The 15,173-nt window shown below is 66.2% G+C and carries 15 protein-coding genes; 12 read left to right on the top strand and 3 right to left on the bottom strand.

Annotated elements, in window-relative coordinates; all coding sequences use genetic code 11:
* Positions 1 to 20: 20 nt before the first annotated feature.
* Together V5F67_RS18610 and V5F67_RS18615 are read left to right on the top strand one after the other, a co-directional pair.
* Positions 21 to 2,009, top strand: a complete 1,989-nt coding sequence (locus tag V5F67_RS18610) for a conjugal transfer protein TraG (protein WP_394020798.1) — start codon at positions 21 to 23, stop codon at positions 2,007 to 2,009.
* Between the two features lie 10 nt (positions 2,010 to 2,019).
* Positions 2,020 to 2,457 (top strand): ribbon-helix-helix protein, CopG family, encoded by a 438-nt coding sequence (locus V5F67_RS18615; RefSeq protein ID WP_394020797.1) that lies wholly within the window; start codon positions 2,020 to 2,022, stop codon positions 2,455 to 2,457.
* Positions 2,458 to 2,698: 241 nt separating this feature from the next.
* Here V5F67_RS18615 and V5F67_RS18620 read toward each other — a convergent pair whose 3' ends face one another.
* Genes V5F67_RS18620 through V5F67_RS18630 form a run of 3 tightly spaced genes read right to left on the bottom strand, consistent with a single transcriptional unit; the run spans position 2,699 to position 5,520 of the window.
* Positions 2,699 to 4,105: an argonaute/piwi family protein gene (locus tag V5F67_RS18620; RefSeq protein ID WP_394020796.1), complete on the bottom strand. Its 1,407-nt coding sequence runs from the start codon at positions 4,103 to 4,105 to the stop codon at positions 2,699 to 2,701.
* The gene (locus V5F67_RS18625) at positions 4,102 to 4,470 is read right to left on the bottom strand and encodes a hypothetical protein (RefSeq protein WP_394020795.1); all 369 of its coding nucleotides are present in this window, start codon (positions 4,468 to 4,470) and stop codon (positions 4,102 to 4,104) included. The genes V5F67_RS18620 and V5F67_RS18625 overlap by 4 nt, the downstream gene beginning before the upstream one ends.
* Before the next feature lie 12 nt (positions 4,471 to 4,482).
* Complete coding sequence (locus V5F67_RS18630) at positions 4,483 to 5,520, bottom strand: SMEK domain-containing protein (protein ID WP_394020794.1); 1,038 nt, start codon at positions 5,518 to 5,520, stop codon at positions 4,483 to 4,485.
* A gap of 360 nt (positions 5,521 to 5,880) precedes the next feature.
* Between V5F67_RS18630 and trbB the strand changes: the two genes are divergently transcribed.
* Genes trbB through V5F67_RS18680 form a run of 10 tightly spaced genes read left to right on the top strand, consistent with a single transcriptional unit; the run spans position 5,881 to position 15,173 of the window.
* Positions 5,881 to 6,867: a P-type conjugative transfer ATPase TrbB gene (gene trbB / locus V5F67_RS18635; RefSeq protein WP_394020793.1), complete on the top strand. Its 987-nt coding sequence runs from the start codon at positions 5,881 to 5,883 to the stop codon at positions 6,865 to 6,867.
* Positions 6,864 to 7,193: a TrbC/VirB2 family type IV secretion system protein gene (locus V5F67_RS18640; RefSeq protein ID WP_394020792.1), complete on the top strand. Its 330-nt coding sequence runs from the start codon at positions 6,864 to 6,866 to the stop codon at positions 7,191 to 7,193. The genes trbB and V5F67_RS18640 overlap by 4 nt, the downstream gene beginning before the upstream one ends.
* Entirely contained in the window at positions 7,193 to 7,474 is a 282-nt protein-coding gene (locus V5F67_RS18645; RefSeq protein WP_394020791.1) for a VirB3 family type IV secretion system protein, read from the top strand. Before V5F67_RS18640 ends, V5F67_RS18645 begins: the two co-directional genes overlap by 1 nt.
* Positions 7,475 to 7,483: 9 nt before the next feature.
* A complete protein-coding gene (gene trbE / locus V5F67_RS18650) occupies positions 7,484 to 9,934 on the top strand; it encodes a conjugal transfer protein TrbE (RefSeq protein ID WP_394020790.1) in 2,451 nt (816 codons plus the stop codon).
* Positions 9,931 to 10,695 (top strand): P-type conjugative transfer protein TrbJ, encoded by a 765-nt coding sequence (gene trbJ, locus V5F67_RS18655; protein WP_394020789.1) that lies wholly within the window; start codon positions 9,931 to 9,933, stop codon positions 10,693 to 10,695. The genes trbE and trbJ overlap by 4 nt, the downstream gene beginning before the upstream one ends.
* A 9-nt stretch (positions 10,696 to 10,704) precedes the next feature.
* On the top strand, positions 10,705 to 10,989 hold the full coding sequence (gene trbK-alt / locus V5F67_RS18660; protein WP_394020788.1) for a putative entry exclusion protein TrbK-alt: 285 nt from the start codon (positions 10,705 to 10,707) through the stop codon (positions 10,987 to 10,989).
* Positions 10,986 to 12,332, top strand: a complete 1,347-nt coding sequence (gene trbL / locus V5F67_RS18665) for a P-type conjugative transfer protein TrbL (RefSeq protein ID WP_394020787.1) — start codon at positions 10,986 to 10,988, stop codon at positions 12,330 to 12,332. Before trbK-alt ends, trbL begins: the two co-directional genes overlap by 4 nt.
* A gap of 2 nt (positions 12,333 to 12,334) precedes the next feature.
* Positions 12,335 to 13,024, top strand: a complete 690-nt coding sequence (trbF, locus tag V5F67_RS18670) for a conjugal transfer protein TrbF (RefSeq protein ID WP_394020786.1) — start codon at positions 12,335 to 12,337, stop codon at positions 13,022 to 13,024.
* The gene (trbG, locus tag V5F67_RS18675; protein WP_394020785.1) at positions 13,021 to 13,998 is read left to right on the top strand and encodes a P-type conjugative transfer protein TrbG; all 978 of its coding nucleotides are present in this window, start codon (positions 13,021 to 13,023) and stop codon (positions 13,996 to 13,998) included. Before trbF ends, trbG begins: the two co-directional genes overlap by 4 nt.
* Complete coding sequence (locus V5F67_RS18680) at positions 13,998 to 15,173, top strand: TraB/TrbI/VirB10 family type IV secretion system protein (protein ID WP_394020784.1); 1,176 nt, start codon at positions 13,998 to 14,000, stop codon at positions 15,171 to 15,173. Before trbG ends, V5F67_RS18680 begins: the two co-directional genes overlap by 1 nt.

Here is a 15,173-nt window from a genome sequence, read left to right on the forward strand (position 1 = left end):
GCTCACAAAGGGGCGCTCTCATGTCCGCCACCAAGATCCTCTGGGGCCAGATCATCGTCGTTTGCCTGATCGTGCTCGCCACGACCTGGGGCGCGACCCAGTACGTCGCCTGGCAGCTCGGCTTCCAGGCCCAGCTGGGGCCGCCGTGGTTCGAGCTCGCCGGCATGCCTGTCTACTTCCCGCCGGCTTTCTTCGCCTGGTGGTTCTCCTATGACGCCTATGCCCCCGGTATCTTCGGCAGGGGCGCGATCATCGCCGCGTCCGGCGGCTTCATCGCTATCGCCGCCGCCATCGCCCTTTCGGTGTGGCGGGCACGCGAGGCCAAGGCCGTCGCCACCTATGGCTCAGCGCGCTGGGCCGAGCCGCACGAGGTGAAGGCGGCCGGCCTCATTGGTCCCGACGGTGTGGTGCTCGGCCGGCTCGGCCGGGACTATCTGCGCCATGATGGTCCCGAGCATGTGCTGTGCTTTGCCCCGACGCGGAGCGGCAAGGGCGTCGGCCTCGTCGTGCCCACGCTCCTGACCTGGCCCGGCAGCTGCATCGTCCACGACATCAAGGGCGAGAACTGGCAGCTCACCGCCGGCTTCCGGGCCCGGCACGGCCGTATCCTGCTGTTCGATCCCACCAATCCCGCCTCCTCCGCTTACAATCCCCTGCTGGAGATCCGCCAGGGCGAATGGGAAGTGCGGGACGTGCAGAACGTCGCCGACGTGCTGGTCGACCCGGAAGGCTCCCTGGACAAGAGGAACCACTGGGAGAAGACCAGCCACTCACTCCTGGTCGGGACGATCCTGCATGTGCTCTACGCCGAGCAGGACAAGACCCTTGCCGGGGTGGCGGCTTTCCTCTCCGATCCGCGCCGACCCATCGAGACCGCGCTCCGGGCCATGATGACCACTCCGCATCTCGGCGAAGCGGGGCCACATCCCGTGGTGGCTTCGACCGCAAGGGAATTGCTGAACAAGTCGGACAATGAACGCTCCGGTGTGCTGAGCACCGCCATGAGCTTCCTCGGCCTCTACCGCGACCCCGTGGTCGCCGAGGTCACCCGGCGCTGCGACTGGCGCATCGCCGACCTCATCGCAGACGAACGGCCGGTCTCGCTTTATCTGGTCGTTCCGCCCAGCGACATCAGCCGGACCAAGCCCCTCATCCGTCTCGTCCTGAACCAGATCGGCCGGCGCCTGACCGAGGACCTTCAGGCCAGGGACCGCCGCCATCGCGTCCTGATGATGCTCGACGAGTTCCCGGCCCTGGGGCGGTTGGACTTCTTCGAGTCAGCCCTCGCCTTCATGGCCGGCTATGGCATCAAGAGCTTCCTCATCGCCCAGTCCCTCAACCAGATCGAGAAGGCCTATGGGGCCAACAATTCCATCCTCGACAACTGCCATGTCCGCGTCTCGTTCGCGGCCAATGACGAGCGGACGGCCAAGCGCATCTCCGATGCCCTCGGCACCGCCACCGAGATGCGGGCCATGCGCAACTACGCCGGCCACCGGCTGAGCCCCTGGCTCGGGCATCTCATGGTCTCCCGGCAGGAGACGGCGCGCCCACTGCTCACGCCTGGCGAGATCATGCAGCTCCCACCGTCCGACGAGATTGTCATGGTCGCCGCGGCGCCGCCGGTCCGGGCGAAGAAGGCGCGCTACTTCGAGGACCGACGCTTCACCGAGCGGATCCTGCCGCCACCTGATCCTGCAAGGATCCCGCGCACGTCCCGCACCGACAGATGGTCGGCGCTGGCGCCCGTGAGGCCCGACGTGGCGCTCGTGGCGGAGATCGAGAAGGCCGAGGACAAGGCCAATAGTGGCCTCCGCCGGGAGCCCGAGCTGCCGGAGCACGTTGCCATCGCCAGTGAGGCCACCGTGCCGCGACCGGCGGACGAGTTCGCCATCGTCCTCGATGACGAGCCGGACGAGACTGCCCAGCAGGCCCGCGTGCTGCGCCAGCGGATGCGCGGCGTCGCCCGGCAGGCCGCGCTCGACCCCCATGACGGCATCGACCTCTAGGAGGCATCCCATGCGCGATCGGTTGAACCTGACTTTGCCGGCGGAGATGATCGGCCGCATCAACGAGCTCGCCGACCGCAAGAGGCTCCCCCGCTCGGCCATCGTCGAGGCGGCGGTGGCCTCCTTCCTGTCGCCCGACGAGGCCGACCAGCGCGAGGCGGCTTTCAGCCGCCGTCTCGATCGCCTGTCACGGCAGGTCCAGCGCATCGAGCGCGACGTGCGCGTCACCGCCGATGCGCTCTCACTCTACATCCGCTTCTGGCTGACCATCACCCCGCCGCTGCCGCCCGACGCCCAGGCCGCCGCGCAGATCAAGGGGCGGGAGCGCTATGAGGGCTTCGTCGAGACCCTCGGCAAGCGATTGCAGAAGGGACAGAGCTTCCTGCATGAGATCCCGGATGATGTCGGGTCCCCAGCGATGCCAGCGCATGAGGGAGAAAGTGATTAACGCTATGGCTGTGTGGGATATAGGCTTGCCCTGCGCCACCTGCGGACCTTGCCTTCTCATCGGAAAGAGGACCTTCGGCTTCACCTCCCATCGCCGGTTACTCAGCGGTCAGTCATCTCGTGTTTGGAGACGCCGCAGCCCAGCAGAGAACAGGTCGAGCCGTTGTCGCAAGAACCTATTTCGGCATTATCGGTCAGAAACTCGATGTCGCTGGCCGACGGACTGATTCCGTCCGAAGCGGTCACATATAGAAGCTGTAACTAACCTGCGGCTTCTCTGTTGGGCTGACGTATTTCATGATATCGCCGATCTTGCGGGCGCACTCCAGCGTGATCGGTAGACGACCGTCCATCTGGGTATTGTTCCAGTTCATCTTGGTGAGGCCGAGGATTTCCTCACAGAGGCTTTCGAGAGACGAATCCTGCTCGTAGACAGTAACCCTCAACGGCTTGGGCACATAGGCGCCCGGATAGGTCTTGTAGAAGTCAACGGTGCCGCGCGTGTAAAGCACTCCCTCGGTCTCGGAGATGGCAAGCATCGTGCCGCGTTTCGGCGGATAGTCGCCGTCACCGAAGAGCCGGATGTCGGTGCCGGTGATCGCGACGAAGTCCTTCGAGCGAATGCCCTTCTCATCGAGAGCGCGCAGGAAGCCCTTACGCTCGCTGTCGCGGAAGTGGCTCGATTTGTGGATCACGATGCGAGCCGGCATGTGCTGGAGTGCCCGGTCGTATTCATCGAGCGCATCGCGCAAAAGCTCGTAGGCCTGATCTTCGTTCAGGTAGGGGTGTCGGTTCTTCTTGTCTATAGAGACAGGGGTACCACGCAGGATGATTCCATGCCCGAACTCGTCGAAGACCTGCGCGAGACTCGACGATATGGTCTCGCCATCTCGGCTCTTATAGAAGCCGATACCGATATAGCACGAGCGCAGTTTCGCCGTGTCCTCGACGAGGCGCCAGGGGATAGTTCGATTGCCCTTGTAGTAAAGGGCTGTACAGAAGTTCCAAGCCCTTGTGGCCGGATCTTGCTGCTCACCGGCCTGTTTAGTGATGAGGATGGTCTTCTCACGGACCAACTGCAAGGGGACGCCGAGGTGCATGCACTTCGCCTTCAGGATGCGGCGGAAGTTAGTTTCAATTTCGCTTTCGCCATCCTCGTCGCCCTTCGACGACGTGACCGAGTCGAACATCTCGTTGGGTATGACACAGACGATGACATCGACGGAACGGTTCTCAGCGAGGAAGCGAATCTGCTCATAGTAGAGCTCGACGGCGCGTTCCACGCGCTGAGCACGAGACGCCAGCTTTACCACGCCGGTGATCTCGGACTTCTGGAGGATACGTGTATACTGGGGCGAGTTGATGAGCCGGGTGAGGAATCCGTAGCTCTGATTGATGCCCCCGAAACCTCGGAAAAGGTTTAGCAGCTGCGACTCCTTTTTCCGCTCTATGCCGTTCCGACATTGAGCGAGCCACTCGTCGAGGAGATCGACGCCTTCGCCGCGACCGACCACGCCGATGCGCAACTCGGTCCGGCGCAGCTCGTCCCGCTTATCGTAGACGCCCATGTGCTCGATACCGGTGCGGGGACAGATGTGGGTACCGGTGCCAAACTCGAGGAGCGGCTCGGCGAGCGTCAAGAGCTTCATGCAGCGTTATCCTGCCCGTCGGCGTTGGGGCTGGTGGCCAAATCGTCGTCTGCAACGTCGTCGGTATCATCCCCGACGTCGAATTCGAGGAGAGACTGGAAGCTCAGGCCGTCGTCATCCCCTGTGTTCGCGAGGAAGTAGGCGATAAAGCGCACTTGGTTCCGGACGCTCATATTGTGCTCAAGCCGCTTCTGCTGGGAGAGAAGGTCGTCATGCCAATTCGACTGCCGGTAGCCGTCGAAGGAATAGAACCAGCTGGGAACGATCTGCGCGTACCAGTCGTCCCCCAGCTTCGCGAAAGTGAGCTCGAACGAGAGGTGCTGGTGATGCGCAACCTTCGTCGGGTCCTTCTTCGACCGTTTCACCTCGTAGACGCGTCAGATCGCGTTCCGTTTTCCGATCCAGGCCTCTCGGCGCTCTGTCTGCCCTTCCTCTGCGGCAACGAAATAGAAGAAGCGGTCTACAGGGTGCATTCGGACGTGACGCGTCTTGAGCAGCTCTCGGGTCTCAGCGGCGAGGAGTTGCCTGAGCACGTTGACGTTGTCGACCTCGAGCGAGTCGGCGAGATCCGAGACGTCAAGCCGTTCGATTGATCCATCGTCCACGATGCTAATAAGGCCGCTCGCCTCCATATCGTGGAAGGTGAACAGCTTGTTGTTGTGGCAGACCCAAGCATCGGTGTGCATGTCGTTGAGGAGCAGAGCCATCCTAACGACCGAGTTCCTGTCCCGAGCCTTACCCTTGTAGGACAGCGATTTGCGGGCCTGAGCGATGACGTCCTTATCGTTGATCGTGAGCTCGGCGACGTAGACCGCATCGGGCAGGCGGATGTGCTGGAGATTGGAAGTGATGGCGATCGGAGCCGCCACGCTATCCAAGCTGTAGGAGATGTAGGCATCGACTTCGCCAAGGATGCGCTGAAACTCCTCCAGCACACGCTCTTGCGCAGTGAGCCTCAGGCCCGCGATCAGGCCGAGGAGATCGGCGAGGTCAATGATGTGCTTCTTGCAGTTGAAGGTGAACTGGCCGTTCAGGATGTCGGTGATCGCGCCTTGGCTGTACGACGCTTGCTTCTTCGTCAGCATCAGGATGAAAAGCTCGTCGAAGCTGTTGTAGTAGGCCCGGTCCATAAACTGCCGGATGGTGGCCTTTACTTTGTCGAGCGACGTGGTCGAGGTGACCTGGAAGCACACCCGGTCGTGATCGTCGCCAAGATCGATGCCGGGGAAATTCTTCTGCTTCCGGTTCAGATTGATGAGGTTGGGGAGGTTGTAGACCGACTTGAGGATGGGGATGAACGAATCCTCCAAGGCGAGGTTGATGTCCGTCCGCCCCTGGGACGTCGCTAGTTCGACCTGCAGGATGATCCGGCTGACAACGTCGCGAAGCTTATTCTCCACCTCCAGTTGCCGCATCTCGCCCAGAGCTCCCTAAGATTCTGGCCTTGATGATAGGAACGCATCGAGAACGTTACAAGGGGCCCAGCTTGAAACACGGGATGTGTTCTCGCCGTCTGACGTTCCACCAATGCCGCCTAACAGGTCGTGGGGGTGTTAGGGCGGCCGCTCTCAAAACCACGTGCGGATCGTGATTCGATCAGGATCCAGTCAACGGTGAGTCGGAACAGATCAACACCTCATTTCCGCCGCCCTCCTGTCTTTGCACGCCACAGCCCTACGACGACCGAAATGTGTTGAGCCGGCCTGATTTCCGGCTCTCTTAATCATCCCCGATCCGGGGATTGCAGGTGGCGTCCCCTGTCGATGGGGGACGTAATGGGGGCCACACATCGTAATTCCGAGGCGACGCAGCGCGGTGCACGCATGCTGCGCACCGCGCTCGGACCCGCCATCGGACGCTTCTTGGAAGACGGCTCCGTCGTCGAAGTCATGCTCAACCCGGACGGGCGCCTGTGGGTCGACCGCCTGTCCGAGGGCCTCGCCGATACGGGGGAGCAGCTCTCCTTCGCCGATGGCGAGCGCATCGTTCGTCTCGTCGCCCACCATGTGGGTGCGGAGGTCCATGCGAACGCGCCGCGCGTCTCCGCCGAGCTGCCGGAAACCGGGGAGCGGTTCGAGGGCCTGCTGCCGCCGATCACGACGGGCCCCGCCTTCGCCATCCGCAAGCCAGCCTCCGGCGTGTTCGGCCTCGACGCCTATGTTGCCGCGGGGATCATGACAGCGGGACAAGCTGAGGTGCTGCGCCTCGCCGTCGCCGAGCGCCGCAACATCCTTGTCGCCGGCGGAACGAGCACAGGCAAGACCACGCTGACCAACGCGCTCCTCGCCGAGGTCGCCAAGACCTCCGACCGCGTCGTGCTGATCGAGGACACCCGCGAGCTGCAATGCCTGACGCCCAATCTGGTCGCGCTGCGCACCAAGGATGGCGTCGCCACGCTGTCCGACCTTGTCCGCTCGTCCCTGCGGCTGCGCCCCGACCGCGTTCCCATTGGGGAGGTGCGCGGCAGCGAGGCGCTGGATCTCGTCAAGTGCTGGGGCACCGGCCATCCCGGCGGCATCGGCACCATCCACGCCGGCACCGCCATCGGCGCCTTGCGCCGCCTCGAACAGCTCATCCAGGAAGCCGTGGTTACGGTGCCCCGCGCCCTCATCGCCGAGACCATCGACCTCGTCGCGGTGCTCACTGGGCGTGGCTCGGCTCGGCGCCTTGCCGAGCTCGCCCGCGTCGAGGGGCTCGGGCCAACCGGCGACTACCTCGTCACCCCTGCCGAAACCTCCCACCAGCCCGGAGAACCCTCATGATCCAGAGTGCCCGCCGCCTTCGTCACTTTGCTTCGACAACCCTGGGTGTCCTCGCCAGCACCATGCTGGCGCCCGCTGCCCATGCCTCCGGCTCCTCCATGCCGTGGGAGCAGCCGCTGCAGCAGATCCTGACCTCGGTGGAAGGACCCGTCGCCAAGATCATCGCTGTGATCATCATCATCACCACGGGCCTGACCCTGGCGTTCGGCGACACCTCGGGGGGCTTCCGGCGGCTCATCCAGATCGTCTTCGGCCTGAGCATCGCCTTCGCCGCCAGTTCCTTCTTCCTGTCCTTCTTCTCATTCGGCGGCGGGGTCACCATCTGATGACCTCCCTGACCGATCCCTCCGCCGAGCTGCCCGGCTATTGCGTGCCGGTCCATCGCGCGCTGACCGAACCCATTCTGCTCGGCGGCGCCCCACGCAGCATCGCGATTCTTAACGGCACGCTGGCGGCGGCCCTCGGCCTCGGCCTGCGCCTCTGGCTTGTCGGCGTCGCGCTTGGAGCAATCGGTCATTTCGCGGCCGTGTGGGCCGCCCGGCGCGATCCCATGTTCGTCGAAGTCACCCGGCGCCACCTGCGCATCTCCAGCCACCTGTCGGTGTGAGCGCCTCCCATGATGAACCTTGCCGAATATCGCCGCACCGCCGCGCGCCTCGCCGACTATCTGCCCTGGGCCGCGCTGGTGGGCGAGGGCGTCGTCCTCAACAAGGACGGCAGCTTCCAGCGTTCGGCCCGGTTCCGCGGACCGGACCTCGACAGCGCGGTGCCCGCCGAGCTCATCGCCTTCGCCGGCCGCCTCAACAACGCGTTCCGGCGCCTCGGCTCCGGCTGGTCCATCTTCGTCGAGGCGCAGCGCTATCCCGCAGGAGCCTATCCCTCAAGCGTGTTCACGGATGCTGCGGCTGCCCTCGTGGAGGCCGAGCGCAAGGCCGATTTCGAGGAGGCCGGTCGCCACTTTGAATCGAGCTATGTCCTCACCTTCGCCTTCCTGCCGCCGGCGGATGATGCCGCGCGCACCGAGAGCTGGCTTTACGAGGGCCGGGAGCAGGCCGGCGTCGATCCCCACGACGTCCTGCGGTCGTTCATCGACCGCACAGATCGGGTCCTCCAGCTCCTCGAAGGCACCATGCCGGAATGCCGGTGGCTGGATGACAGCGAGACCCTGACCTACCTGCACGCCTGCGTCTCGACCAAGCGGCACCGCGTCCGTGTGCCCGAGACACCCATGTATCTAGATGCTCTCCTCGCCGACGAGCCGCTGACCGGCGGCCTCGCACCGATGCTGGGCAAAGCCCATCTGCGCATCCTCACCGTCGTCGGCTTCCCCAGCAGCACCACGCCGGGGATCCTCGATGAGCTCAACCAGCTCGCCTTCCCCTACCGATGGTCGACGCGGGCGATCCTGCTCGACAAGACAGACGCGACCCGACTGCTGACCAAGATCCGGCGGCAGTGGTTCGCCAAGCGCAAGAGCATCGCCGCGATCCTGAAGGAGGTCCTCACCAACGAGGCCTCGGTCCTCGTCGACAGCGACGCCGACAACAAGGCTATGGATGCCGACCTCGCTCTGCAGGAGCTCGGCGCGGATTTCGCCGGCATCGCCTTCGTCACCGCCACCGTGACGGTCTGGGATGAAGAACCCCGCGCCGCCGACGAGAAGCTCCGAGCGGTGGAGAAGATCCTCCAGGGCCGCGACTTCACCACCATCACCGAGACCATCAATGCGGTCGATGCCTGGCTTGGCACCTTGCCCGGACACCTCTACGGCAATGTCCGCCAGCCGCCGGTCTCGACCCTCAATCTCGCCCACATGATCCCCCTCAGCGCCGTGTGGGCGGGGCCGGGACGGGACGAGCACTTCGGCGCTCCCCCCTTGCTGTTCGGCAAGGCCGCAGGCTCGACCCCGTTCCGGTTTTCCCTTCATGTGGGAGATGTGGGCCACACGCTGGTGGTCGGCCCGACGGGCAGCGGCAAGTCCGTGCTGCTGGCGCTGATGGCGTTGCAGTTCCTACGCTACGCTAGGTCCCAGGTCTTTGCCTTCGACTTCGGCGGCTCGATCCGCGCCGCCGCCCTGGCCATGCGCGGCAACTGGCACGATCTCGGTGGCCGCCTCACCGATGGCTCGATCACATCCGTGTCGCTGCAGCCGCTCGCCCGCATCGAGGATGTTCCCGAGCGCGCCTGGGCCGCCGACTGGCTGGTGTCCATCCTCTCGCGCGAGAACATCGAGATCACCCCCGACGTCAAGGAGCACCTCTGGTCGGCGCTGGCCTCGCTCGCCTCGGCGCCGGTCCATGAGCGGACACTCACCGGCCTCGCCGTTCTTCTCCAGTCCAACCCGCTCAAGCAGGCCCTCCAGCCCTATTGCGTGGGCGGTCCCTATGGCCGGCTGCTGGATGCAGAGAGCGAAGAGCTCGGCGAGGCCGCGGTCCAGGTCTATGAGACCGAGGGCCTCATCGAGACTGGTGCCGCGGCGCCGGTGCTCTCCTATCTCTTCCACCGCATCACCCACCGCCTCGGCGGCCGGCCCACTCTCATCATCGTGGACGAGGGCTGGCTGGCGCTGAGCGATGCGGGCTTCTCGAAGCAGCTCACCGAATGGCTGGTCACGCTGCGCAAGAAGAATGCATCCGTCATCTTCGCTACCCAATCGCTGGCCCAGATCGAGAAGAGCCGGATCGCGGCGGAGATCATCGACAGCTGCCACACCCGGCTCCTCTTGCCCAACGACCGGGCCGTCGAACCGCAGATCGCCGCCATCTACCGCCGCTTCGGGCTGAACGACCGGCAGATCGAACTGATCGCAAGGGCGACGCCGAAGCGGGACTATTACTGCCAGTCGCGGCGCGGCAATCGCCTGTTCGAGCTTGGTCTGTCCGAGATCGCCCTCGCTTTGTGCGCGGCCTCCTCGAAATCCGATCAGGCCCTCATTTCCGAGGTGGAGGCCCGCGCCGAGCCGGGCCGCTTCCTGGAAGAATGGCTCGCCGCCCGCGGCCTCGCCTGGGCCGCCGACCTCATTCCCGATCTCGTCAATCTCGTTTCCGATCCGGAGGCCCTGCCATGAGCCGTCCTGTCCTCTCCCCGTCGCGCGCCCTGCACATCAGCGCTGTGCTTCTCACGGGTGCCGGTGCTTTTGCCCCCGTGCTGATCGAACCTGCTGCAGCCCAATATGTGGTCTTCGACCCGAACAATTATGCCCAGAACCTTCTGACGGCAGCCCGGGCGCTCCAGCAGATCCAGAACCAGATCACCAGCCTGCAGAACCAGGCCCAGATGCTCATCAACCAGGCGCGCAACCTCGCGGCCCTGCCGTATTCCTCGCTCCAACAGATCCAGCAGTCGATCCAGCGGACCCAGCAGCTCCTGAACCAAGCGCAGCGCATTGCCTATGACGTCCAGAGCGTGGACCGGGCGTTCCAGACCACCTATGGCAACGCCGCGCTGACCGCCTCCGACCAGCAACTCATCGCCCAGGCCAAGGAACGCTGGCAGACCTCGGTGGCGGGGCTTCAGGACGCCATGCGGGTCCAGGCCACTGTCGTGTCCAATATTGACACCCAGCGGTCCTCCCTCGACGCCCTCGTCGGCCAGAGCCAGGGCGCGACCGGTGCCCTGCAGGCGACCCAGGCCGGCAACCAGCTCCTCGCGTTGCAGGCCCAGCAGCTCGCCGACTTGACGGCGCTTCTCGCCGCCAACGGGCGGGCCCAGGCCCTGACCGAGGCCGAGCGCGCCGCCGCGGCCGACCAGGGCCGGGAGCAGCGCCGGCGCTTCCTGACGCCGGGCACGGGCTACCAGCCCGGCAACGCCCGCATGTTCAACAACTGAGCCAGCGCCATGGACACCGGGATGCTCGTGAGGCTCGGCGCCGTGGTCTTCGTCGCTTTGGTGATCACGGCCACGGCGATCGAAATGACCCGGAAGGGGGAAGCGCCGGCCCCACACCTGGCCGGACCACCCGGAAGGGCGGAGCCGGATCCGTTGCGAGAGGAGTTGCACCGTTGCGCCCTGCTTGGCGAGGCCGGTGGGCGCGATCCGGGCTGCCTCGCCGCCTGGGCGCAGAACCGCGCCCGCTTCCTGTCGCCGAAGGCAAGCAACCGTCAGGAGGCCCCTGAGCCATGACCGGAACCGGGGTCATCGACCACTTCCTCGAGGTCTTCACCCGCTACATCGATTCCGGCTTCGGCCTGCTCGGTGGCGAGGTGGCGTTCATCGCCACCACGCTCATCGTCATCGACGTGACATTGGCCGCCTTGTTCTGGAGCTGGGGCGCAGATGACGACATCCTGGCGCGGCTGATCAAGAAGACCCTCTTCGTCGGGGTCTTCGCCTATCTGATCTCGAGCTGGCAAAGCCTCGCTCGGATCGTCTTCGAGAGCTTCGCCGGCCTCGGGCTCAAGGCGTCGGGGACGGGATTCAGCACGGCCGACCTCCTTCGGCCCGGCAGGGTGGCGCAGATCGGGCTCGACGCGGCGCGTCCGCTGCTGGAATCCATCTCAGACCTCATGGGATGGATCTCGTTCTTCGAGAACTTCATCCAGATCGCCGTCATGCTGCTGGCCTGGGCCCTGGTGCTGCTCGCCTTCTTCATCCTTGCTGTCCAGATGTTCGTGACCCTCGTGGAGTTCAAGCTCTCCACCTTGGCGGGGTTCGTGCTGATCCCGTTCGGCCTGTTCGGGAAAAGTGCCTTCATGGCGGAACGGGTCCTGGGCAACATCATCTCCTCCGGCATCAAGGTCCTGGTGCTCGCCGTCATCATCGGCATCGGCTCGACGCTGTTCTCCGAGTTCACCGCCGGGTTCGGTGGCACGACGCCCACCATCGACCAGGCCATGGCCATCGTGCTCGCCGCGCTGTCCCTGCTGGGCCTCGGCATCTTTGGTCCCGGCATCGCCAATGGCCTTGTGAGCGGCGGCCCGCAGCTCAGCGCCGGCGCCGCGGTCGGCACCGGCCTTGCCGCAGGGGGCGCGATGATGGCCGCGGGCGCCGCGGGTAGCATGGCCCTGCGCGGCGGCATGGCGGCCCTGTCGGGCACCGCCGCGGCTGCCCGTGGTGGTGCGGCGCTCGCTGGCGGCGCGTCGGCCGCCTACAGCCAGGGTGCCGGCGAAAAGACCGGGGCCGCCGGGGTCGCCTCCGGTCTCGGAGGCGTCGCTGCCGCAGGCGCCGGGGCTGCGGTCTCTCCGCTGAAGCGCGCGGCCTCCCGTGCGGCTGCATCGCTTCGCACCAGTTATGACGCCGGAGCCCGCGCCGTGTCGGAGCCCGCCGGCCCCAACTCCCCAGCGGCTGACGCGGGAGCCGTCAGTGAGGGCGCTTCCGACTCCGGTCGCGAAGGCCCGCCCGGCTGGGCGAAACGGATGCGCCGCTCCCAGCAAATGAGCCACGGCGTCCAGACCGCCGCCCATGCCGTGCGCTCCGGCGACGGCCATGGCGGCGGGCATTCTGTCAATCTGTCCGGGAGCGACTGACCATGAGCCTCTTCAAGCGACCATCGGTCCACTACGGCACGACCCAGCAGCCGGAGACACCGTATCAGCGCGCCGCCCAGGTCTGGGACGAGCGGATCGGCTCCGCCCGCGTCCAGGCGAAGAACTGGCGCCTCATGGCCTTCGGCTGCCTGATCCTGTCTGGAGGCTTTGCGGCGGCCCTGGTCTGGCAATCGGCCCGCGGCACCGTCGTGCCGTGGGTGGTCGAAGTCGACAAGCTGGGCCAGGCCCAGACAGTCGCCCCTGCCAGGGCCGACTTCCGGCCGAGCGATCCGCAGATCGCCTGGCATCTGGCACGATTCATCGAGCAGGTGCGAAGCGTGCCGGCAGATCCCGTCATCGTCCGGGAGAACTGGCTCAGAGCCTACCAGTTCACCACCGATCGCGGCGCCCAGGCGCTCAACGACTACGCCCGGTCCAACGACCCGTTCGCCAAGGTGGGCAAGCAGCAGGTCGCCGTCGACGTCTCCAGCGTGATCCGTGCCTCTGGCGATTCCTTCCGCATCGCCTGGAGCGAGCGCCGCTATCAGGACGGGGCGCTGGCCGACACCGCGCGCTGGACCGCCATCCTCACCATCGTCGTGCAGGCGCCGCGCGACGCCGAAAAGCTGCGCGCCAATCCCCTCGGCATCTATGTCAACGCCATCAGCTGGTCGCGGGAGCTCGCCCAATGACGCCGCCGTTCCGTAAAGTCGGAAACACAGGTTTCCGCACACCCGTATTGGCGGCCTTGCTCCTGTCCGCATCGGCGCTCGCCGGCTGCGCGACGGCGCAAAAGCCGCCCGAGATCAGCTACGATGCCGACGTGCCGCCGCTTCCGGCGGTTCCCGCCGTGGCCGACGGGCGCCCGCGGCCATTGCACATCCCGCCGGCCTGGACCCCGAGCCGGGGTGGCGCGGCCGTCGGCGCCCCAGCGGCCCGGGTCGAGAACGCCAATGCCGCCGCCCGCGTCGAGCCGAAGAAGGAGGGCTATTACAACGCCATCCAGATCTTTCCCTTCAGCGAGGGCGCCCTCTACCAGGTCTATGCCGCGCCCGGGCAGATCACGGACATCGCCCTCGAGCCCGGCGAGAGCCTGACCGGCTCGGGGCCCATCGCCGCCGGCGACACCGCCCGCTGGGTGATCGGCGACACCGAGAGTGGATCGGGCGCGACCCGGCGCGTCCACGTGCTGGTGAAGCCGACGCGCCCGGACATCACCACCAACCTCGTCCTCACCACCGATCGGCGCACCTACATGATCGAGCTGCGCTCCGGCGAGAAGCCGTACATGCCGGCGGTGGCCTGGGCCTATTCGCAGCCGCCAGCCTCCCAGCGGCAGGCTGTTCCCGCGGCTCCGCTCATCCCCGCGATCGAGGCGCGCAACTATCGTTACGGCCTCACCGGCGACACGCCACCGTGGCGCCCGGACGAGGTGTATGACGACGGGCGGCGGATCTATGTGGTCTTCCCGCGCGGCATCGTGCAGGGGGAAATGCCGCCCATCTTCGTCATCGGCCCCGAAGGCGAGGCGCAGATCGTCAACAGCCGCATCCACCAGAACATCCTGATCGTCGACCGCCTGTTCGGCGCCGCCGAGCTGCGCCTCGGCAGCGGCGAGCGCCAGCAGAAGGTCCGGATCGTGCGCACCGACGGGAGGCCCGCCTGATGACCGACACCCCAGCGCCCGATCAGGTCAGTCCGCGCGAGGAGGCCGCCGCGCCCATGCGGCTGCGGGCGGAGCCTCCCCGGGTGACCCGGATCTCCCGCAAGGTGCTCGCCGGCGTCGGCCTCGTCGCCGGCCTGGGGCTGGGCGGAACGCTCATCTATGCCCTGCAGACCCGGACCGCCGGAAACGCCCCGGGGGAACTCTACTCCACCGAGAACCGACCGGCTGCGGACGGTCTCGCCAGTCTCCCGCGCGACTATACGGGTCCCATCCTCGGGCCTCCCTTGCCGGGGGACCTCGGCCGGCCCATCGTCGATGCCCAGCGCCGGGGGCAGCCGGTCGTCCCGACGACCATGCCGGCCGCCACCGTCGATCCGGAGGAGCAGCGCCGCCATGCCGAACAGGAGGCAGCGCGAACCTCCCGGGTGTTCTTCCAGACCGAGGCGAGATCGGGGGCGACGGCATCCGCGCTCGCCGGCCCCTCCGGCATGGCAGGTGGGGCCAGCTTGAATGGCCTCCCAGCGGCCCCGTCCGCGCAGGACCGACAGCTCAACTTCCTCAATGCCGCGGTCGACCGCAGGACCGTCGCACCGGATCGAGTGATGGCGCCGGTCTCACCCTATGTCCTGCAGGCCGGTGCCGTCATCCCGGCCGCGCTCATCACCGGGATTCGCTCGGACCTTCCGGGCCAAATCACCGCCCAGGTGACGCAGCACATCTACGACAGCCCGACCGGACGGATCCTCCTCGTCCCCCAGGGCACGCGCATTGTTGGCGAGTACAGCAACGATGTCGGCTTCGGCCAGCGTCGCGTCCTGCTGGTCTGGAACCGGCTGATCTTCCCCAACGGGCGCTCGATCGTGCTGGAGCGCCAGCCCGGCGCCGACACCCAGGGCTATGCGGGCCTCGAGGACGGCGTCGACTATCACTGGTGGGATCTCGCCAAGGCCGCCGCGCTGTCCACTCTTCTCAGCGTCGGCGCCGAGCTCGCCGTCGACGACGAGGATCGCCTGTTGCGCGCCATCCGGAACGGCGGCCAGGACACCATCAACGATGCTGGTCAGCAGATCATCCGCCGGCAACTCAATGTGCCACCGACGCTGACGATTCGCCCGGGCTTCCCGGTCAGGGTCATCGTCACGCGCGACCTGGTCCTGGAACCCTACGGAGGTTGA

This window comes from Xanthobacter pseudotagetidis (assembly GCF_043194795.2).
Lineage (GTDB): Bacteria > Pseudomonadota > Alphaproteobacteria > Rhizobiales > Xanthobacteraceae > Xanthobacter > Xanthobacter tagetidis_A.

Bases quoted from the DNA above. Each gene is read 5' to 3' on its own strand.
- V5F67_RS18680 (WP_394020784.1), top strand. From the start codon at position 13,998: ATGACCGACACCCCAGCGCCCGATCAGGTCAGTCCGCGCGAGGAGGCC.
- V5F67_RS18645 (WP_394020791.1), top strand. From the start codon at position 7,193: ATGACCTCCCTGACCGATCCCTCCGCCGAGCTGCCCGGCTATTGCGTG.
- trbL (WP_394020787.1), top strand. From the start codon at position 10,986: ATGACCGGAACCGGGGTCATCGACCACTTCCTCGAGGTCTTCACCCGC.
- V5F67_RS18620 (WP_394020796.1), bottom strand. From the start codon at position 4,105: ATGAAGCTCTTGACGCTCGCCGAGCCGCTCCTCGAGTTTGGCACCGGT.
- trbE (WP_394020790.1), top strand. From the start codon at position 7,484: ATGATGAACCTTGCCGAATATCGCCGCACCGCCGCGCGCCTCGCCGAC.
- trbJ (WP_394020789.1), top strand. From the start codon at position 9,931: ATGAGCCGTCCTGTCCTCTCCCCGTCGCGCGCCCTGCACATCAGCGCT.
- trbB (WP_394020793.1), top strand. From the start codon at position 5,881: ATGGGGGCCACACATCGTAATTCCGAGGCGACGCAGCGCGGTGCACGC.
- trbF (WP_394020786.1), top strand. From the start codon at position 12,335: ATGAGCCTCTTCAAGCGACCATCGGTCCACTACGGCACGACCCAGCAG.
- V5F67_RS18610 (WP_394020798.1), top strand. From the start codon at position 21: ATGTCCGCCACCAAGATCCTCTGGGGCCAGATCATCGTCGTTTGCCTG.
- trbK-alt (WP_394020788.1), top strand. From the start codon at position 10,705: ATGGACACCGGGATGCTCGTGAGGCTCGGCGCCGTGGTCTTCGTCGCT.
- V5F67_RS18615 (WP_394020797.1), top strand. From the start codon at position 2,020: ATGCGCGATCGGTTGAACCTGACTTTGCCGGCGGAGATGATCGGCCGC.
- V5F67_RS18630 (WP_394020794.1), bottom strand. From the start codon at position 5,520: ATGCGGCAACTGGAGGTGGAGAATAAGCTTCGCGACGTTGTCAGCCGG.
- V5F67_RS18640 (WP_394020792.1), top strand. From the start codon at position 6,864: ATGATCCAGAGTGCCCGCCGCCTTCGTCACTTTGCTTCGACAACCCTG.
- trbG (WP_394020785.1), top strand. From the start codon at position 13,021: ATGACGCCGCCGTTCCGTAAAGTCGGAAACACAGGTTTCCGCACACCC.